This window comes from Xylophilus ampelinus (assembly GCF_003217575.1).
Classification (GTDB): Bacteria; Pseudomonadota; Gammaproteobacteria; order Burkholderiales; family Burkholderiaceae_C; genus Xylophilus; species Xylophilus ampelinus.
In genome coordinates, this window is record NZ_QJTC01000021.1 from 1 (window position 1) to 18171 (window position 18171).

The 18171-nt window shown below is 69.6% G+C and carries 16 protein-coding genes; 6 read left to right on the top strand and 10 right to left on the bottom strand.

All coding sequences use genetic code 11. The features are described 5' to 3' along the window. Window positions 1-57: 57 nt before the first annotated feature. The 8 genes from DFQ15_RS12995 to DFQ15_RS13030 all read right to left on the bottom strand — a co-directional run bounded on the left by DFQ15_RS12995 (window position 58) and on the right by DFQ15_RS13030 (window position 8479). Entirely contained in the window at window positions 58-1392 is a 1335-nt protein-coding gene (locus DFQ15_RS12995; protein WP_110466387.1) for an MFS transporter, read from the bottom strand. A 73-nt stretch (window positions 1393-1465) separates the two neighbouring features. Further along, entirely contained in the window at window positions 1466-3760 is a 2295-nt protein-coding gene (locus DFQ15_RS13000; RefSeq protein WP_110466388.1) for a xanthine dehydrogenase family protein molybdopterin-binding subunit, read from the bottom strand. 61 nt (window positions 3761-3821) lie between these two features. Then, window positions 3822-4826 (bottom strand): FAD binding domain-containing protein, encoded by a 1005-nt coding sequence (locus DFQ15_RS13005; RefSeq protein ID WP_110466389.1) that lies wholly within the window; start codon window positions 4824-4826, stop codon window positions 3822-3824. Beyond that, window positions 4823-5386, bottom strand: a complete 564-nt coding sequence (locus DFQ15_RS13010) for a (2Fe-2S)-binding protein (protein ID WP_110466390.1) — start codon at window positions 5384-5386, stop codon at window positions 4823-4825. Before DFQ15_RS13010 ends, DFQ15_RS13005 begins: the two co-directional genes overlap by 4 nt. A 268-nt stretch (window positions 5387-5654) precedes the next feature. Beyond that, window positions 5655-6359, bottom strand: a complete 705-nt coding sequence (locus tag DFQ15_RS13015) for a glutathione S-transferase N-terminal domain-containing protein (RefSeq protein WP_110466391.1) — start codon at window positions 6357-6359, stop codon at window positions 5655-5657. Window positions 6360-6473: 114 nt separating this feature from the next. Then, window positions 6474-7088 (bottom strand): DUF4142 domain-containing protein, encoded by a 615-nt coding sequence (locus tag DFQ15_RS13020; protein ID WP_110466392.1) that lies wholly within the window; start codon window positions 7086-7088, stop codon window positions 6474-6476. Between the two features lie 172 nt (window positions 7089-7260). Next, a complete protein-coding gene (gene cynS / locus DFQ15_RS13025; RefSeq protein ID WP_110466393.1) occupies window positions 7261-7704 on the bottom strand; it encodes a cyanase in 444 nt (147 codons plus the stop codon). Window positions 7705-7852: 148 nt separating this feature from the next. Then, window positions 7853-8479, bottom strand: coding sequence for a YciE/YciF ferroxidase family protein (locus DFQ15_RS13030; protein ID WP_110466394.1), 627 nt, complete (start codon window positions 8477-8479; stop codon window positions 7853-7855). Window positions 8480-8801: 322 nt separating this feature from the next. On the opposite strand from DFQ15_RS13030, the gene DFQ15_RS13040 reads away from it, so the two are divergent. Beyond that, complete coding sequence (locus tag DFQ15_RS13040) at window positions 8802-9896, top strand: ROK family protein (protein WP_199399881.1); 1095 nt, start codon at window positions 8802-8804, stop codon at window positions 9894-9896. A gap of 99 nt (window positions 9897-9995) precedes the next feature. Then, a complete protein-coding gene (gene argE, locus DFQ15_RS13045; protein WP_110466396.1) occupies window positions 9996-11150 on the top strand; it encodes an acetylornithine deacetylase in 1155 nt (384 codons plus the stop codon). A gap of 116 nt (window positions 11151-11266) precedes the next feature. Here argE and xopAG read toward each other — a convergent pair whose 3' ends face one another. Both xopAG and argC read right to left on the bottom strand, forming a co-directional pair. Then, a complete protein-coding gene (gene xopAG / locus DFQ15_RS13050; protein WP_199399882.1) occupies window positions 11267-12847 on the bottom strand; it encodes a XopAG/AvrGf1 family type III secretion system effector in 1581 nt (526 codons plus the stop codon). A gap of 290 nt (window positions 12848-13137) precedes the next feature. Next, window positions 13138-14061: an N-acetyl-gamma-glutamyl-phosphate reductase gene (gene argC / locus DFQ15_RS13055; protein ID WP_110466397.1), complete on the bottom strand. Its 924-nt coding sequence runs from the start codon at window positions 14059-14061 to the stop codon at window positions 13138-13140. A 205-nt stretch (window positions 14062-14266) separates the two neighbouring features. On the opposite strand from argC, the gene sucC reads away from it, so the two are divergent. From sucC to DFQ15_RS13075, 4 genes are all read left to right on the top strand, one after another. Beyond that, window positions 14267-15433, top strand: coding sequence for an ADP-forming succinate--CoA ligase subunit beta (gene sucC, locus DFQ15_RS13060; protein WP_055841710.1), 1167 nt, complete (start codon window positions 14267-14269; stop codon window positions 15431-15433). Between the two features lie 12 nt (window positions 15434-15445). Then, window positions 15446-16348 carry a succinate--CoA ligase subunit alpha gene (sucD, locus tag DFQ15_RS13065; RefSeq protein ID WP_110466398.1) on the top strand — a complete coding sequence of 301 codons (903 nt, stop codon included), beginning with the start codon at window positions 15446-15448 and terminating at the stop codon, window positions 16346-16348. Between the two features lie 156 nt (window positions 16349-16504). Continuing rightward, entirely contained in the window at window positions 16505-17194 is a 690-nt protein-coding gene (locus tag DFQ15_RS13070; protein ID WP_110466399.1) for a TerC family protein, read from the top strand. Between the two features lie 161 nt (window positions 17195-17355). Then, entirely contained in the window at window positions 17356-18162 is an 807-nt protein-coding gene (locus tag DFQ15_RS13075; RefSeq protein ID WP_110466400.1) for a PP2C family protein-serine/threonine phosphatase, read from the top strand. Window positions 18163-18171 lie beyond the last annotated feature (9 nt).

Consider the following 18171-nt stretch of genomic DNA (forward strand, 5'->3'; position numbering starts at 1 on the left):
CCCCCCCCCCCCAGCTTCCTGCAACGACTTCATGCTATTGATTAAATAGCAATTCGTTCAGCCGGCCTTCTTCTTCCGCAGCCGCAGCATGCTGAACACCCCCGCCCCGGCCGCCAGCAGCGCGGCCAGGCCCAGCGCCACGATGGGGCCGCGTCCCTCGCCGGGCGGCGCGATGCTGAACACGATGGCCAGCAGAACCGCCCCCAGCGTCTGGCCGGTGAGCCGCGCGGTGCCCAGCATGCCGCTGGCGCCGCCCGAGCGGTGGGCGGGCGGGGTGGTCACGATGGTGTGGTTGTTGGGCGACTGGAACAGGCCGAAGCCGATGCCGCACATCGCCATGCGCCACACCACGTCGATATCCGACGGCTGGGCCGGCAGCGCGGCCAGCAGGGCCAGGCCGGTCGCCAGGATGCCCAGGCCGATGCCGCCCAGCAGCCCGTCGGGCACCCGGCCGATCAGCCGGCCGGCCACCGGCGCGATCGCCACGATGGCCAGCGGCCAGGCGGTGATCAGCAGGCCGGCGGCCAGGTGGCTGCGGCCGTAGCTGCCCAGCAGCAGGAACGGCAGTGCGATGTACGCCAGCATCTGCGCCGCGAAGGCCGCGACCGAGGTGCACATCGACAGCGCGAACACCTGGATCCGCAGCAGGTCGACCGGAAACAGCGGCAGCCGGCTCTGGCGGCGCAGGTAGAAGAAGCCGACCGCGAGGCCGGCCGCCAGCAGCGCCACGCCGCTGGCCACGCCGCCGGTGGTGCCGGCGGTGCGTGTGCCGAGTGCGTCGGCGCCCAGGAACACCAGGCCGAACATCAGCACATTGAGCAGCACGTCCACCACCGAGAGCCGTGCGCCCGCCGCCTGGGCGGTGTTGCGCGGCAGGGCACGGCCGCCCAGCAACACCATCAGCCCCAGCGGGAGATTGATCGCGAAGAGCCACGGCCAGCTGGCGACCGACAGCACCGCCGCCGCCACCGTCGGCCCCGCGACCGAGGCGGTGGCCACCACCACCGAGTTGATCGCCACGCCGCGGCCCAGCAGCTTGCGCGGATACACCAGCCGCACCATCGCCGCGTTGACGCCCATCATCCCGGCGGCACCCACGCCTTGCACCGCCCGCGCCGCGACCAGCTGGCCCAGCGTGTGCGCCAGGATGCAGCCGACCGAGGCGACGGTGAACAGCGCCAGGCCGCCCAGGTACACCCGCCGGTAGCCGATCGTGTCGCCCAGCGTGGCCAGCGGCAGCAGCAGACCCAGCGTGGCCACCTGGTAGGCGTTGACGATCCAGATCGACGAGACCGCATCGGCCCCCAGGTCGTGCGCGATGCCGGGCAGCGCCAGGTTCAGGATGCTGCCGTCGAGCACGCTGAGCGTCATGCCCAGGATGATGACCGCCATCGCCCGTCGCCGGGCCGCGGGCGGCAGGCCGTCCGGGGCGCAGGCGTCGGCGCCGACAGGCTGCGGGGCGCTGCTAGCCACCCGGCGCCATTACCTTTTCCGGCGTCATCGGCACGCTGTAGAGCCGCCGCCCGGTGGCGTGGAAGATCGCGTTGGCGATCGCGGCCGACACGCCCACCATGCCGATCTCGCCCACGCCCTTGACGCCCAGCGGGTTCACCACGTCGTCCTCCTCGGGCACGAAGAGCACGTCGATCTCGCCGATGTCGCGGTTCACCGGCACGTGGTACTCGGCGAAGCTGTGGTTCACCACCTTGCCCAGGCGGTGGTCGTGCAGGGCTTCCTCGTGCAGCGCATGGCTGATGCCCCAGACCACGCCGCCCTGGATCTGGCTGGTGGCGGTGCGCGGGTTGACGATGCGGCCGGCGGCTATCGCGCTCACGATGCGGGTCACCTCGACGGTGCCGAAGTCCTCGTCCACCCGCACCTCGGCGAACACCGCCGAATGGGTGGAGCGGGTGAACTTGCGCTGCTTCAGGAAATGCGCGAGCGACAGGGTCTTTTCCTCGACCCGGTCCTTGCCGCTGCGCCGCAGCAGGTCGTCGAAGGCCACGTACCGTGCCGGGTCGGCCACCAGTCGGATGCAGCCGTCCGCGAACTCGACCTCCTCGAACAGCGGCTTGCCGAGCGGCGCGTCGGGCAGCACCCGCACCATGCGGAACAGGGTACGCGCCAGCTTGTGGCAGGCGGCCTGCACCGCCGTGCCGATGGTGGCGACCGTCATCGAGCCGCCCTCGATCGGCGCCATCGGCAGGGTGGAGTCGCCCAGGGTGAACACCACCTTGTCGAGCGGCAGGCCGATGCTCGCCGCGGCGATCTGGGCCATGACGGTATAGGTGCCGGTGCCGATGTCGGTGGTGGCGCTGCTCACCGCCAGCGTGCCGTCGGCCTGCAGCACCGCACGGGCGGCGCCGGGCATCTGCATCGCGTCCCAGACGCCGGTGGCCATGCCCCAGCCGACGAGGGTGCGGCCGTCGCGCATCGAGCGCGGCGCGGCCGAGCGGCGCGCCCAGCCGAAACGCTCGGCGCCCTGGGCATAGCAGTCGCGCAGCGCCTTGCTGGAGAAGGGCTTGTCCTCGCCGTGGTCGCGCTCGGCGTAGTTGCACAGGCGCAGCGCCAGCGGGTCGAGGTCGGCGGCGTAGGCCAGCTCGTCCATCGCGCATTCGAGTGCATGCACACCGGTGACGGCGCCGGGCGCCCGCATGTCGATGGGCGTGAACCGGTCGAGCGGCACCACCTTGAAATCGAGCGCCACGTTGTCGCACGGGTAGAGCAGGGCCGACCAGTTGACGATCACCTCCACGTAGTCCTCGTTGCGCGAGGTTTCGGTCACCGCGCTGTGCTGCACCGAGGTCAGCCGGCCGTCGGGCGTGCAGGAGAGCCTGATCGTCTGCACCGCTTCGGGCCGGTGGCCGAAGGTGAACATCTGCTGGCGGGTCAGCACCACCCGCACCGGGCGCTGCAGCTTGAGCGCGGCCATCGACGCCAGCAGCGACTGGTACTGCGGCCGCAGCCCCGAGCCGAAAGCGCCGCCGACGTAGGGGCACAGCACCCGCACGTTCTCCTTCTTCAGCTTCAGCGCATGGGCCAGGTACATCCGCGAGTTCTGCGCGCCCTGGGTCTTGTCGTACACGGTGAGCCTGCCCGGGCCGTCCCAGACGGCGGTGGTGGCGAACATCTCCATCGGGTTGTGGTACTCGGACGAGGCCAGGTACTCGGCCGCGACCCTGATGTCGGCGGCCGCGAAGATGCGATCCGCATCGCCTTTCGGCTTGGGCGGCGGGGTGAAGCCGAACTTCAGCCGGCCGGGCTTGCGCGCCTCGTCCAGGCGCTTGTGCAGGCTGCTGCGGTGGGGCTCGGCCGCATAGTCGATCCGCACCAGCCGGGCGGCGTGGCGCGCGGCTTCGAAGGTCTCGGCGATGACGAGCGCGACCGGCTGGCCCTCGGAATGCACCCGGTCGTCTTCCAGCGGCCGGAACGGCGAGCCCGAGGGCGAGACGATGTCCTTGTGCATCAGGTCCAGGCGCGACATCGGCAGGCGGTTGCCGTGGTGCATCACCTCCACCAGGCCGGGCACGGCCCGGGCGGCGGCGGTGTCGATCCGCGCGATCCGGCCGCGGGCGATGGTGGCCGAGACCACCACGCCGTAGACCATGCCGTCGGCGAAATGCTCGGCCGCGTAGCGGGCGGCGCCGGTCACCTTGGCGCGGCCGTCGACCCGCGGCACCGGGGTGCCGAAAGGGCCGGGCAGGTTCACCTCGGGCCGGGGTGCGCGGGCGGTGGCGGGGGCTGTGGACGTGCTGTTCATGGGAGTACCTCGGTGCGGGCGTGCGGCAGGGGGCGGGCTGTCGATGCTAAGGTGCGGGCGCTCATGCGGCCGCCTCCTGGCCGGCCGCCTGCAGCAGGGCGCGCACGACGGTGCGGCGGGCCAGCGGGATCTTGAAATCGTTGTCGCCCTGGCCGCGGGCGCCCGCCAGCAGGGCGTCGGCGGCGCGGCCGAAGGCTTCTTCGCCGACGGTGGCGCCGGCCAACAGCGTCTCGGCTTCGGGCAGGCGCCAGGGCTTGTGCGCGACGCCGCCGAGCGCGATGCGGGCCGACTTCACCGTGCGGCCGTCGGCTTCGAGGTCGAGCGCGGCGGCCACCGACACCAGCGCGAAGGCATAGGAACGGCGGTCGCGGATCTTCAGGTACGCGATGCGCGTGAACAGCGGCGCGGCGGGCAGGTCCACCGAGGTGATCAGTTCGCCGGGTGCCAGGGTGGTGTCGAGGTCGGGCCGGTCGCCGGGCAGGCGGTGGAAGTCTGCGAAGGCGATGCCGCGGCTGCCCTGCGCACCCTGGACCTGGACCGTGGCGTCGAGCGCGGCCATCGCCACGCACATGTCGGACGGGTGCACCGCGATGCAGGAGTCGCTCGCGCCCTGGATCGCGTGGATCCGGTTCACCCCGCCGATGGCGGGGCAGCCGCTGCCGGGCTTGCGCTTGTTGCACGGCACCGAGGCGTCGTAGAAGTAGTAGCAGCGGGTGCGCTGCAGCAGGTTGCCGCCGGTGGTCGCCATGTTGCGCAACTGCGGGGAGGCGCCCGCCAGCAGCGCCTGGGCCAGCAACGGATAGCGCTGCCGCACCGCGGGGTGCCAGGCGGTGTCGGCATTGCGGGCCAGCGCACCGATGCGCAGGCCGCCGCCCTCGGCGTCCTCGATGCCGCCGAGCGGCAGGGCGTTGATGTCGACCAGCGTGTCGGGCGCGGTCAGCCCTTCCTTCATCAGGTCGAGCAGGTTGGTGCCGCCGGCGATGAAGCGTACGTCGCATGGGCGGGCGCCGACGCGGGCCACCGCGTCGGCGGCGGAGGCGGCGCGTTCGAAGGCGAACGGGTTCATCGTGCGGACTCCTGCGCGTTCGCCGCGCCGGGATCGGCAGCCGGCTGCTGCCGGATCACCTGCACCACCGCCGAGACGATGCCGGCATAGGCGCCGCAGCGGCAGACGTTGCCGCTCATCTGCTCGCGCACGTCCTCGGCGTCGTGCGCATGGCCTTCGTTCATCAGGCCGACGGCCGAGCAGATCTGGCCCGGCGTGCAGTAGCCGCACTGGAACGCGTCGTGGTCGATGAAGGCCTGTTGCAGCGGATGCAGCGCATCCTCCTTGGCCAGTCCCTCGACCGTGGCGACGTCGGCGCCCTCGTGCATCAGCGCCAGCGTCAGGCAGGAATTGATCCGCCGGCCGTCGACCAGCACGGTGCAGGCGCCGCACTGGCCGTGGTCGCAGCCCTTCTTGGTGCCGCTCTGCCGCAGGTCCTCGCGCAGCAGGTCGAGCAGGGTGGTCCACGGCGCCACCTCCACCTGGGTCGGGTGGCCGTTGAGCACGAAGCGCAGGGTCTGGGTGGGAGGAAGAAGCGCGGCCGCGGGTGCGGGGCGCGGGGAAACAACGGCCTGGTCCATGGGGATCCTTCTGCTCGGCGGCATGTCATCGTGGTGCCCGGTGGGCCGGGTCGGCCCGCCATTTTTCGCGGCCGCGACCATGCGGCGCCAGGGCGTCGCGCGCCGCCTGCCTGTGGGCAGCGGCCTACGCGCCGTATCGCCTCGGGACCAGCGCCGCCGGTGCGCCCATGCCTGCAGACGAACTTCCACCGCCTCGGCCCCGTCGCGCGCCAGGGGCACGCTGACGTCCTCGAACCGATCCGCCCGCGACGTCGGTCGGTGCGGCGGCTCAGGCCCGCCTCGGAATCTCCAGCCCGCGTGCCACCGCCGGTCGCGCCACGAAGGTCGCCAGCACTCGCTGCACCGCGGGGAAATCGTCGAACCCGACCAGCTCGCGCGCCTCGTAGAACCCGACCAGGTTGCGCACCCAGGGCAGCACCGCGATGTCGGCGATGGTGAGCCCGGCGCCCATGATCCAGTCGCGCCCCTCCAGGCGCTTGTCCAGCACCGCCAGCAGCCGCTTCGATTCGGCCACGTACCGGTCGCGCGGGCGCTTGTCCTCATAGTCCCTGCCGGCGAACTTTTGGAAGAAGCCCAGCTGGCCGAACATCGGCCCGACGCCGCCCATCTGCCACATCAGCCACTGCAGCGTTTCGTAGCGGCCGGCCGCATCCGCCGGCATGCACTGGCCGGTCTTCTCGGCCAGGTAGACCAGGATCGCGCCGGATTCGAAGAGCGCCAGCGGTTTTCCGTCCGGGCCGTCGGGGTCGAGGATCGCCGGGATCTTGTTGTTCGGGTTGAGCGAGAGAAAGGCCGCGGAGGTCTGGTCGTTCTGCCCGAAATCCACCAGGTGCGGCTCGTACGGCAGGCCGGTTTCTTCCAGCAGGATCGAGACTTTCACCCCGTTGGGCGTGGGCAGCGAATAGAGCTGCAGCAGGTCGGGGCGCTGCGCGGGCCACTTGGCGGTGATCGGGAAGGCGGTGAGATCGTGCATGTCGGGATCCGGAAGAAGACGAGGGCGGCGGAGCGTGGGGCGGGCGGGCCGCGCGGCCCGCAAGGAACGGGCCTGCATTCTGGCCCGGCGCCGCAAGACCGTCGCGCGGTGCGGCTACATCGCCTGGGCTTGTTCCAGGTGCCGGCGCATCACCGGCAGCGACTGTTCGATCCAGGCGCGGATGTCGGGCGTGCGGCTGGCGCGGCGGGCCCGCTCCAGCAGCTCGATGTCGTCCTTGTGGTCCTCGATGCCCACCTGCAGCCGGAACACGGTGTCGAACTCCTTGCCCGAGAGGGACTGCAGCCGCGCCAGGATCGCGGCCTTGTCTTGCGGAGCGTGCTCGGGCAGCGGGTAGTTGTGGTCGAGCGAGATCTGCTTGAGGCCGTCCATCGCGCGGCGGTGGTCGCGCTGCAGGGTCTGGGCGAAGGCCTTGAGCCGGGGATCGGCGGCGCGGGATTCTGCGAGCTTGGCGGCTTCCATCTCGTAGAGCGAAGCGCCGGCGGCCTTGGTGACGAAGTCGCGGTCGGCCTTGCTGATGGCCGAGGGCGCCGACTTGGTCGTGCCTTCGCCCTCGGGGTTGTGGTTGCGGGCGCCGGGCTTGTCGGCCTGGGCGCGCTGGCTGCGCTCGGGTGCGGCCGGGTGGCTCGCTTCGTCGGCCGCGTGGGCGGCGACACCGGTGAAGGCCAAGGCGGCGAGCAGGCAGGACGAGAGGGCGGTGAGAGGGGCCATGGTGGAACTCCGGCAAAGGCGAATAGAAGCGGGGCGATGCCGACAAGACCCCGCCGCCGCAGGAATGCCGCAAGACTGGGCCCGCCGACCCGCGCCGGATGTACGGCCAGACGCCTATCGCGTGTCGGCACGCAAGGCCATCGCCGCGTCGCGGGCCGTCCGGGAGCCGGCCTCAGTAGGTCTTGTACGGCAGGAACTTGCCCGACAGGACCACCCGCACCCGGTCGCCCTTGGGATCTTCCTGGCGCTGCATGTCCATCGAGAAGTCGATCGCGCTCATGATGCCGTCGCCGAACTCCTCGTGGATCAGCTCCTTGATCGTGGTGCCGTAGACGCTCACCAGCTCGTACCAGCGATAGATCAGCGGATCGGTCGGCACCGGGGTGGGCAGCGAGCCCTTGTACGGCACCACCTGCAGCCATTTGCGGTCGTCGGCGCTCAGGTCGAAGATGTCGCCGACGGTGGCGGCCTGCGCGGCGGTGAGCGTCATCTGGCCCAGGCAGGCGGCGGTGGTCCATTCCTTGGACAAGCCCACCTTCTCGGCCACGCCGGCCCAGCTGATCCCCTTCAGGACCTTGGCGGTGATGATTTTCTCGGTGACGTCGTTGCGGCTCATGAAAAAGGCTCCTGTGGCGGGTTCGCCTTTCATGCAAAGAGCATGCCTTGGCTCTCGCATCCGCCCAAAAAAATAGCTGCGGCCGACGTTGCGCGCCGACCTGTAGCTATCTATTTTGTAGCATGCGCGACCTGAGCCGCCGGTGCGGTCAGCCTGCGGTCTTGCGGGCCGGAGCCTTGCGGGTGGCGGGCACCTGGGTCTTGGCGGCCGGACCGGCAGGGGTCTTGGCGCTCTCGGTCGGTGCGCGGCGGGCGGGGACCGAATCCTTGTCCGATTCGCCTCCCGCATCGGCCGCCGCGGCGTTGCCTCCGCTTTCGGCCAGCAGGGTGAGCTTTTCGTCGGTGGACTTTTCCTCTTCCAGCGTCTCGCGCAGCAGCTGCATCGCTTCGGTGTAGCCGAGCTGCTTGGCCAGGGCGCAGAGGGTGCCGTAGGTGGCGATCTCGTAGTGCTCGACCTTCTGGGCCGCGCCGATCAGGCCGGCGTCGAGCACCGGGCCCTTCTCCACTTCCTCGATCATTTCTTCGCCTTCCTCGACCAGGCCTTCCATCGCGGCGCACTTGATGCGCTTCAACTTGATGCCGGTGGCTTCCACCGCGCGGTCGATCCGCTCGATCTGGCCCTGGGTCTCTTCCAGGTGGAGGGTGAAGGCGGCGGCCAGCGCCGGATTGGTCGCGGCGCGCGCCATCTTGGGCAGTGCCTTGGTCAGCTGCTTTTCGGCGCTGTAGACGTCCGACAGGGCGTGGACGAACAGGTCTTCGAGGGTCTTGACGGCCATGGTGGATTCCTTTTGGGCGGTGATGACGGGGGTGTTCGCGGTAGTGCGAACGCACCGCCGCCGGCCACGGCACGTACCACGAAGGTGTGCGGGCCGGACAGCACAGTGGGTGCGGGCACGCCTGGCCCGCCGTGTCGGTGCGGATCGGGGCGAGGCGTAGGCGGACGGAGCGCCTTGCGTTTGGATGCAGCCGCGCGGCGCTTGTCGGTCATGCTGTCGGCATGCGACGCGGTCTCGGCCGGTGGTGGCCCGGCCGCCCGGCCCTTTGCCCGGTCGCCGCCGCACCGCCCCCTTCGCCCCCTGCCGAACCTCCGACACCGCCATGCCCCGCTCCCCGCGCACCGATTCCCGCCCCGCCGACGACACCGCCGCCGACGTCGCGCCCCCGGTCCACGGCGACCTGACCCTGCCCGCCGTCACCATCGAGAGCTACAGCCTGGAGGTGCGCGACAGCGAGACCGGCGGCTTCTACGGCGACCGCGCGAGCCGCACCGCCTTCGGCAAGATGCTCGCCCTCTGGCGCAGCCTGTTCGCCGAGATGAACGACGGCAAGGACGCTTTCGGCGCCAAGCCGACCGCCGAGATCGGCAAGCGCCGGCTCGACGAGCTGCTGGCGCAAAACGGCCCGGCGGCCGCGGCGATCCGCGCCGCGTCGGAGGACTACGCGGTGCAGCTGGCCCAGGTGGTGCGCCGCTTCCAGCGCCAGAAGTCGTGGCAGGGCGTCGAGCGGGTGGTGATCGGCGGCGGTTTCCAGCAGAGCGAACTGGGCAAGCGGGCGGTGGGCCGCGCCGGCGAGCTGCTGGCCGAGGCGAAGGCGGGCGTCTCGCTGCGCACCCTGCACCACCATGCCGACGAGGGCGGCCTGATCGGCTGGCTGCACGTGGCGCCGCCCGAGGTGCTGGAGCGGCACGACGCGCTGCTGGCGGTCGACATCGGCGGCACCAACGTGCGCTGCGGCATCGTGCGGGTGCGCGGCAACGGCCCCGACCCGACCCGCGCCGAGGTGGTCGGCCGCGACAAGTGGGGCCATGCCGAGGACGAGGACGTGAAGAAGCGCGACGACCTGGTCCAGGGCATCGCCGGCATGCTGGAGGACCTGATCCGCGAGGCCAAGCGCGACGGCATCAAGCTCGCGCCGTTCGTCGGCGTGGCCTGCCCGGGCATGGTGCGGCCCGACGGCTCGATCGCCGGCGGCACCCAGAACCTGCCCGGCAACTGGGAGAGCACCCGGTTCCACCTGCCGCGCCACCTGTGCGAGAAACTGCCCCTCATCGGCGGCGAGCCCACGCACGTGCGGCTGCACAACGACGCGGTGGTGCAGGGCCTGTCGGAACTGCCCTTCATGAACGACGTCAAGCGCTGGGCGGTGCTGACGGTCGGCACCGGGCTCGGCAACGCCAGCTTCACCAACCGGTAGCGCGCGGCGGGGCGGCGGTCGATACCCGGGGGGCGCGTGTGCGGGGGCGCCGGCCTACACTGGCGGCTTCATGTCTTCTTCTCCCCGGTGCCTCCGTCCATGAATACCCGCCAATGGCTGGAACAGCTGGTCGCCTTCGACACGACCAGCCGCAATTCCAATCTCGACCTGATCGACGCCGTGCGCGAGGGCCTGGCCGGGCACGGCGTGCGGGCCGAAGTCATCGCCTCGCCCGACGGCCGCAAGGCCAACCTCTTCGCCACCCTGCCCGCCACCGACGGTCGCACCGACGGCGGCGTCGTGCTGTCGGGCCACACCGACGTGGTGCCGGTCGACGGCCAGGACTGGAGCAGCGACCCGTTCCGGATCGACGAGCGCGACGGCAAGCTCTATGCCCGCGGCTCGGCCGACATGAAGGGCTTCATCGCCACCACCCTGGCCCTGGTGCCGGGGTTCCTCGCGATGCCGCGCCAGAAGCCGATTCACCTGGCCTACTCGTACGACGAGGAAGTGGGCTGCGTCGGCGCGCCGGTGATGCTGGCCGAACTCAAGCAGCGCGGCCTGCGCGTAGAGGGCTGCGTGGTGGGCGAGCCCACCGGCATGCAGGTGGTGGTGGCCCACAAGGGCATCAACCTCTACCGCTGCCGGGTGCACGGCAAGGCGGCGCACTCGTCGCTCACCCCGCGCGGCTGCAACGCGATCGAGTACGCCGCCCGGCTGATCTGCCGCATCCGCGACATCGCCGACCACTACCGCGCCCACGGCCCGTACGACGAGTTCTTCGACGTGCCCTTCACCACCCTCACCACCAACCAGATCCAGGGCGGCATCGCGGTCAACACGATCCCCGAGCTGTGCGAGTTCCAGTACGAATTCCGCAACCTGCCGGGCATGTCGGTCGACAGCATCCACGCCCGGGTCGAGCGGTACGTGCGCGACGAGCTGCTGCCGAAGATGCAGAAGGAATACGCCGAGGCCGGCATCGACATCGCCGTCGGCGCCTCGGCCCCCGGCATGGAGACCGCCGAGCATGAGGCGATCGTCGCCCTGGCCCGCGCGCTGACCCGCGACCGCGAAACCCGCAAGGTCGCCTACGGCACCGAAGGCGGCCTGTTCCAGCAATACGGCATCCCCACCGTCATCTGCGGCCCGGGCCACATCGAGCACGCCCACAAGCCCGACGAGTTCGTGGCGCTCGACCAGCTGGAGGCCTGCGAGGGCTTTCTGCACCGTCTGGGGCGGTCGCTGGCGTAGAAGCGGCGTGCCTGGAGAAATCCAGAGTAAAAAGTGCCTGCAGCCGGCGTGGATCGTCGACTTCTAGCTATAGAATTAATAGCAATTGCCGATGCCGGAGTCCGACCGACAGGAAGTCACCTGCCTTGCCGGTGGAGGTCCGCGGCAGCGACGGGCGGCAGCTTCTTGCCGCCGTAGAACTCTTGGCTGGCCTGGCTGCAGAGGTCCGCGTAAAAATGGTCGGCATCCTCGGTGGTGTAGCCAGCGCCCACGAAGCAGCCTCGTGCGATCTCGCGCAAGGTATGCCGAAGGCTGCTCGCGTCGTCGTACACCGCGTTGAGGCAGGCGACGATCACCCCGACGTCGTATCGGGACAGGCGCTCCTCGCCGCTCATCAACCGTGCGTGGTTCATGCATGCGGTGGCATTGGCGCTGGTGAACGAGTCGCCCAGCCCCGAGCAGTCCTCGAAGCCGTTGCCCTCCTCGTTCAGCTTGAAATGGACGATGGGCAGATTCTCGATGTTCTTATGTCCGACCATGGCCTTGATGTCCGCGAGTGCCTCGGGATCGTTTCTCAGGCGAATGCTCTGGATGCCGGTATCGATCTTATGCAGCCGCGGGCCGGCCAGGCTGGTGTTTCGCTTGAGCACGTTCTTCGAGGGATCCTCGAACAGCAGGGTGGCGTCGATCTTGTCGGTTTCCGCCTGCGACAGCAGGCCGAGCGCCTTCAGGTCCGCCATCACGACATTTTCGGAGTGGCCCCAATGTTCGTCGGCGGCATACACCTGCCGAAGGTTCAGGATGAACTGGCCCGCGGCGAACTGTGCCGCCGGGCTGAGCGTGGCGCTGCCCTCCAGGGCGGCCTCGAACGACCTCTGGCACTGCTCCGGCGACAGGCCCCTGGCTTCGGACTCGTCCTTGTAGTGCTGCATTCCGTTGTTCAGGAACGGGTGCGTCACCGACCGGGAGGCGTATCCGCTGGCACCGGTCTCCTCGTTGGGAACGCCCGTCAGCGCGTAATGGTTCTTCTCCCTGAACCGCGCGCTCTTGGTCAGATCGAACTCCGCCGGAACCTGCGACGGCTTGTACCGGGCGACCACGTCGGGCCTGATGCGCCGACCCGTGAAACAGTCCAGGCTGGTCGACAGCGAACGGTAGGCTTCCGGGGTATTCGTCGTCTCGGCAAGATGGACCTTGGTCGCCGCGCGGAAATCGACCATGGTCGCGAACTCGTTGTTCCCGACCCTTCGGACAAAGGTGGGCGGCCGGTTGTCGTGCATCCGTTGCGCCGGGGCGCCGGCGAGGTAGCGCTGGCGATACGCCCGCGCGTCCTCCTGTGCCAGGGCGAGCCGCGCGTTGCCGGTGAATCCGCGCTTGCCGTCGTTCAACGTGGTGGTCGACAGGAAGAAATCGTCGCCGACCTTCTCGTGGACATACGCTGCGCCGATCGCGGCTGCGACGCCCTTCGCCCAATGGCCGATGCGCCGCGGCGAAGCGTTCGATCCGCCACCACCCCCCGCACCGCCATCCGGCACCGCAGGCACAGGGGCCTTGCGTGGCGGACAGGAGCACGCTTTCCCAGGAGGCAAGCCTGCCAGCGCGGGGTCGACGATCGCCACCGCGGCGACCGCTACCCCTTTCGATGCCCGGGCTTGAACGGCAGGGCCGTCCCACAGGACGCTCAGGGTTTGAACGAAGGGACGAACTTCTGGTTTCATCGGTATCTCGGTTGCTCTTTTTTTTGGGGGGCACAGGAGGCTGCCGCACGCGGCGTGCGTCTCATCGCAGGGGATCGTCACCGGGCACCGATTCTTCGACAGGTATTTCGCTCCGTCAGGCGCCCGGGCGAAGACATGTGCTTTGAGGCGAATTCGCGGCCAGGTCCGGAGCGCCGAGCGGAGGGCAGGCGTTTCGCGCGGGCGTTCCCGGCTCGCCGATGCGGACGGCGAGCGTACCGGCACCGGCCTGCGACAGAGCCCCGGCCCGCCAGGGCCCATCGGCGTTGTGCCTATGCCCCCAGCATCAGCTTCAGGTTCTGCACCGCCGCGCCGCCGGCGCCCTTGCCCAGGTTGTCCAGGCGCGCGACCAGCACCGCGTGGTGGTGATCGTCGTTCGGGTACACCCGGATCTCGAGCCGGTTGGTATCGTTGAGGGCCTCGGGCTCCAGCTTGCCGTCGTCGGTGACGGGCAGCACCTTCACGAAATGCTCGGGCGTGTTGCTCCTGGCATAGTGCGCGGCCAGCGCGGCGTGCAGATCGGCGGCGCGGGGCGCGCCGGGCAGCAGGTCCAGGTGCAGCGGCAGCTGCACCAGCATGCCCTGCCTGAAGTTGCCCACCGACGGCACGAAGACCGGGCGCCGCGTCAGGCCGGTGCAGGCCATGATCTCGGGGATGTGCTTGTGCTTCAGGCCGAGGGCGTACAGCTCGAAGGGCGCGGCTTGGCCGGCCTCGTAGGCCTCGATCATCGCCCGGCCGCCGCCCGAATATCCGCTGACCGAGGGCAGGGCGATCGGAAAATCGGCCGGCAGCAGGCCGGCCTCGACCAGCGGCCGCACCAGGGCGATCGCGCCGGTGGCGTAGCAGCCGGGGTTGGCCACCCGGTCGGCGGCGGCGACGGCCGCGGCCTGGCCCGCGTCCAGCTCGGGAAAGCCGTAGACCCAGCCCGGCGCGGTGCGGTGGGCGGTCGAGGCGTCGATGATCTTGGGCCTGCGGCCGTCGAGCGAGTCGACCAGCGCCACCGTCTCGCGGGCCGCGTCGTCGTGCAGGCACAGCACCACCAGGTCGACCTGCGCCAGCAGCGCCCGCTTGGCCTCGGGATCCTTGCGGCGGGCCGGGTCGATGCTGGCCAGGGCGACTTCGGGCATCCGCTGGAGACGTTCGCGGATCTGGAGGCCGGTGGTGCCGGCTTCGCCATCGATGAAGACCTGGGGCATGGAAGGGTGTCCTGGCTGTCGTGGGAGAGGGGCGCGGGCGCGGGCGCGGGCCGGGCACGGCGCTGCCGGGGCGCTCGGCAGCTACGGAAAACGCCCATGATACAGTCGGCCCCGCTGTGTCCCATGCCCGCTGCCAGCACAGATTTCGCACTTTTCCCTCGGCCGCCGGGTCTGCCTCCCCTCTTTTTCTCCTGAGAGAACCCTCATGAAGATTCACGAATACCAAGCCAAGGAAATCTTGCGCAAATTCGGTGTGCCCGTGCCCCGCGGCCAGGCAGCCTTCACCGTGCAGGAAGCGGTCGAAGCCGCCCAGAAGCTCGGCGGCCCCGTCTGGGTGGTCAAGGCCCAGATCCACGCGGGCGGCCGCGGCAAGGGCGGCGGCGTCAAGGTCGCCAAGACCATCGAGGACGTCAAGCGTATCTCCGGCGAGATCCTGGGCATGCAGCTCAAGACCCACCAGACCGGCCCCGAAGGCCAGAAGGTGCGTCGCCTCTACATCGAAGACGGCGCCGACATCCAGAACGAGCTCTACGTGTCCATCGTCACCGACCGCGCCACGCAGAAGCTGGCCTTCATCGCGTCGAGCGAAGGCGGCATGGACATCGAGGAAGTGGCCCACTCCACGCCCGACAAGATCGTCACCGAGTACATCGACCCGCTGACCGGCCTGGGCGACGAACAGGCCAAGAAGATCTCGGACGCCATCGGCATCCCGGCCGGCTCCACCGCCCAGGCCGTCGACATCTTCAAGAAGCTCTACACCTGCTACATGGAGACCGACGCGTCGCTGGTCGAGATCAACCCGCTGAACGTCGACAGCAAGGGCCAGCTGCTGGCCCTGGACGCCAAGTTCAACTTCGACAGCAACGCGCTGTTCCGCCTGCCCGAGATCGTCGCCCTGCGCGATCTGGACGAGGAAGACGCCGCCGAGATCGAAGCCAGCAAGTTCGACCTGGCCTACATCAGCCTCGACGGCAACATCGGCTGCCTGGTCAACGGCGCGGGTCTGGCCATGGCCACGATGGACACCATCAAGCTCTACGGCGCGGAGCCTGCCAACTTCCTCGACGTGGGCGGCGGCGCCACCCCCGAGAAGGTCACCGAAGCCTTCAAGATCATGCTGAAGAACAAGAAGGTCGAGGCCATCATGGTCAACATCTTCGGCGGCATCATGAAGTGCGACACCATCGCCACCGGCGTGATCACCGCCTGCAAGGCGGTGAACCTGTCGGTGCCGCTGGTCGTGCGCATGAAGGGCACCAACGAAGAACTGGGCAAGAAGATGCTGGCCGAATCGGGCCTGCCGATCATCAGCGCCGATTCGATGGCCGAAGCGGCCCAAAAAGTGGTTGCAGCCGTCAAGGCCAAGTAAGGAACTGAAGTCATGTCGATCTACATCAACAAAGACACCAAGGTCATCACCCAGGGCATCACCGGCAAGACCGGCCAGTTCCACACGGAAAAGTGCCAGGAATACGCGAACGGCAAGAACGCCTTCGTCGCCGGTGTGAACCCGAAGAAGGCCGGCGAGTCGATCTTCAACATCCCGATCTACGCCTCGGTCAAGGAGGCCGCATCGCAGACCGGTGCCACCGTCTCGGTGATCTACGTGCCGCCGGCCGGCGCCGCCGGCGCGATCTGGGAAGCCGTCGAGGCCGACCTGGACCTGGCGATCTGCATCACCGAAGGCATTCCGGTGCGGGATATGCTCGAAGTGCGCAACAAGATGTTGGCCAAGGAAGCCAAGGGCGGCAAGAAGACGCTGCTGCTCGGCCCCAACTGCCCCGGCCTGATCACGCCCGACGAGATCAAGATCGGCATCATGCCCGGCCACATCCACAAGAAGGGCCGCATCGGCGTGGTCAGCCGCTCCGGCACGCTGACCTACGAAGCCGTCGCACAGCTGACCGAACTCGGCATCGGCCAGTCGAGCGCCGTCGGCATCGGTGGCGATCCGATCAACGGCCTGAAGCACATCGACGTGATGCAGGCCTTCAACGACGATCCGGATACCGACGCGGTCATCATGATCGGCGAGATCGGCGGACCGGACGAGGCGGACGCCGCCCGCTGGTGCAAGGACAACATGAAGAAGCCGATCGTCGGTTTCATCGCCGGCGTCACCGCCCCTCCCGGCAAGCGCATGGGCCACGCCGGCGCGCTGATCTCGGGCGGTGCCGACACGGCCGACGCCAAGCTGGCGGTCATGGAAGAGTGCGGCTTCACCATCACCCGCAACCCGTCGGAGATGGGCAAGCTGCTGCAGGGCCTGCTCAAGCGCGCCTGACCGGCACGGTGCCCCGACGCCACCCTCGGCCGGCGCGTACGCAATACTACGCACCGGCCCGGGCCCCGGTGCCGCTACACTCCGCTGCATAAATAGAAGCGCCCCTGGAATATTCCCGGGGCGCTTCTGCATTCATGACAACAGGAGCCAGCCAGCATGGAAGTTCTACACAGCCCCGATTTCTGGATCGGTCTTCTCAAGATCGTCTGGATCAACATCATCCTGTCGGGCGACAACGCGGTGGTGATCGCGCTGGCCGCGCGCTCGCTGCCGCCGCACCAGCAGAAGCAGGCCATCCTGTGGGGCTCGGGCGCCGCGGTGGTGCTGCGGATCGCGCTCACCGTCGTCGCGGCCAAGCTGCTGGAGTTGCCGTACCTGCAGATCGTCGGCGGCTGCCTGCTGCTCTGGATCGGCGTGCAACTGCTCGGCGAGGAAGAGGAAGAAAACGGCGAATCCAAGGAATACGGCAACCTGATGGCCGCGGTGCGCACCATCCTGATCGCCGACCTGGTCATGAGCCTGGACAACGTGATCGCCGTGGCGGCCGCCGCGCAGGGCAACACCACGCTGCTGATCCTGGGCCTGGCGATCAGCATCCCGCTGGTGATCTTCGGCAGCACGTTGATGATCAAGCTGATGGAGCGCTTCCCGATCATCGTGCTGCTCGGCGCGGCCCTGATCGGCTGGGTGGGCGGCGAAACCATCGTCAACGACGTCTCGATGCGTGGCGTCCTGGCCGCCAATCCGTGGCTGCACTACGTGGCGGCCGCGATCGGCGCAGGCTTCGTAGTGGCGGTGGGCAAGTCGCTGCAGGCCCGCGCCGCGCGGCGCCACGCGGCGCGCTGAGCCTCCCGGGGCGCCGGGCCGCCCTGGCCGGGCAGCGGCGCGGGGCCGGTGCGGCGGGCGCATGTGCCGGGTCTGCCGGGTGGGGGCGGCGTCGCCTGCTCTATCATCCGGCCAGCCGGTTCCTTGGGGGGCCGTTCCCGCCGACCGCGATTGCCGCATTCATGCACTACGAGTTCCATGCCCTGAGCGACACCGGCCGTGTGCGGGGCAACAACGAAGACACGGTCGCCCACGACGAATCCCTGGGCCTGGCCCTTCTGGCCGACGGCATGGGCGGCTATAACGCCGGCGAGGTGGCCAGCGGCATCGCCACCGATTTCGTGCAGCACGCGTTCGGCGCCTGGATCCGGGCGCATGGCAACGGCCGGGCGACCGGCCCGCGCGAACTGCGCCGCGCGATGGAAATCTGCGCGGAAGAAGCCAACCGGGCCATCCTGGAGGCGGCAGAGGCGCAGCCCGCTTACCGCGGCATGGGCACCACCCTGGTTTTCTGCCTGTTTTTGCCCCAGCGGATCATGGTGGGTCACATCGGCGACTCGCGCTGCTACCGCCTGCGCGGCGGCGAGCTGCAGCGCCTGACCCGCGACCATTCGGTGCTGCAGGAGCACATCGACGCCGGCCTGGTCGACGCCGCGCAGGCCAGTACGGTGCCTTACCGCAACCTGGTGACGCGCGCCCTGGGCGTGGACAGCGGCGCCCAGCTGGACGTGGCCGAGCACGCCCCCGCGCCCGGCGACCGCTACCTGATCTGCTCCGACGGCCTGACCGACATGCTGAACGACGCCGAGATCGCGGCGATCCTGGGCGCCGGGATGCCGATGGAGAGCACCGCGGCCGCGCTGGTCGACGCCGCCAACGCCGCGGGCGGGCGCGATAATGTCAGCGTACTGTTGGCGCAGGCCGAGGGCGCCTCGCCCCCTCTCGGGCGCTGGGCGCGCCTGCTGGGCCGCTCGCCGCGCGGCAGCTAGCAGAAAAGA

Excerpts from the sequence above, each read along its gene's own strand:
- DFQ15_RS12995 (WP_110466387.1), bottom strand. The coding sequence starts at position 1,392 with ATGGCGGTCATCATCCTGGGCATGACGCTCAGCGTGCTCGACGGCAGC.
- DFQ15_RS13000 (WP_110466388.1), bottom strand. The coding sequence starts at position 3,760 with ATGAACAGCACGTCCACAGCCCCCGCCACCGCCCGCGCACCCCGGCCC.
- DFQ15_RS13005 (WP_110466389.1), bottom strand. The coding sequence starts at position 4,826 with ATGAACCCGTTCGCCTTCGAACGCGCCGCCTCCGCCGCCGACGCGGTG.
- DFQ15_RS13010 (WP_110466390.1), bottom strand. The coding sequence starts at position 5,386 with ATGGACCAGGCCGTTGTTTCCCCGCGCCCCGCACCCGCGGCCGCGCTT.
- DFQ15_RS13015 (WP_110466391.1), bottom strand. The coding sequence starts at position 6,359 with ATGCACGATCTCACCGCCTTCCCGATCACCGCCAAGTGGCCCGCGCAG.
- DFQ15_RS13020 (WP_110466392.1), bottom strand. The coding sequence starts at position 7,088 with ATGGCCCCTCTCACCGCCCTCTCGTCCTGCCTGCTCGCCGCCTTGGCC.
- cynS (WP_110466393.1), bottom strand. The coding sequence starts at position 7,704 with ATGAGCCGCAACGACGTCACCGAGAAAATCATCACCGCCAAGGTCCTG.
- DFQ15_RS13030 (WP_110466394.1), bottom strand. The coding sequence starts at position 8,479 with ATGGCCGTCAAGACCCTCGAAGACCTGTTCGTCCACGCCCTGTCGGAC.
- DFQ15_RS13040 (WP_199399881.1), top strand. The coding sequence starts at position 8,802 with ATGCCCCGCTCCCCGCGCACCGATTCCCGCCCCGCCGACGACACCGCC.
- argE (WP_110466396.1), top strand. The coding sequence starts at position 9,996 with ATGAATACCCGCCAATGGCTGGAACAGCTGGTCGCCTTCGACACGACC.
- xopAG (WP_199399882.1), bottom strand. The coding sequence starts at position 12,847 with ATGAAACCAGAAGTTCGTCCCTTCGTTCAAACCCTGAGCGTCCTGTGG.
- argC (WP_110466397.1), bottom strand. The coding sequence starts at position 14,061 with ATGCCCCAGGTCTTCATCGATGGCGAAGCCGGCACCACCGGCCTCCAG.
- sucC (WP_055841710.1), top strand. The coding sequence starts at position 14,267 with ATGAAGATTCACGAATACCAAGCCAAGGAAATCTTGCGCAAATTCGGT.
- sucD (WP_110466398.1), top strand. The coding sequence starts at position 15,446 with ATGTCGATCTACATCAACAAAGACACCAAGGTCATCACCCAGGGCATC.
- DFQ15_RS13070 (WP_110466399.1), top strand. The coding sequence starts at position 16,505 with ATGGAAGTTCTACACAGCCCCGATTTCTGGATCGGTCTTCTCAAGATC.
- DFQ15_RS13075 (WP_110466400.1), top strand. The coding sequence starts at position 17,356 with ATGCACTACGAGTTCCATGCCCTGAGCGACACCGGCCGTGTGCGGGGC.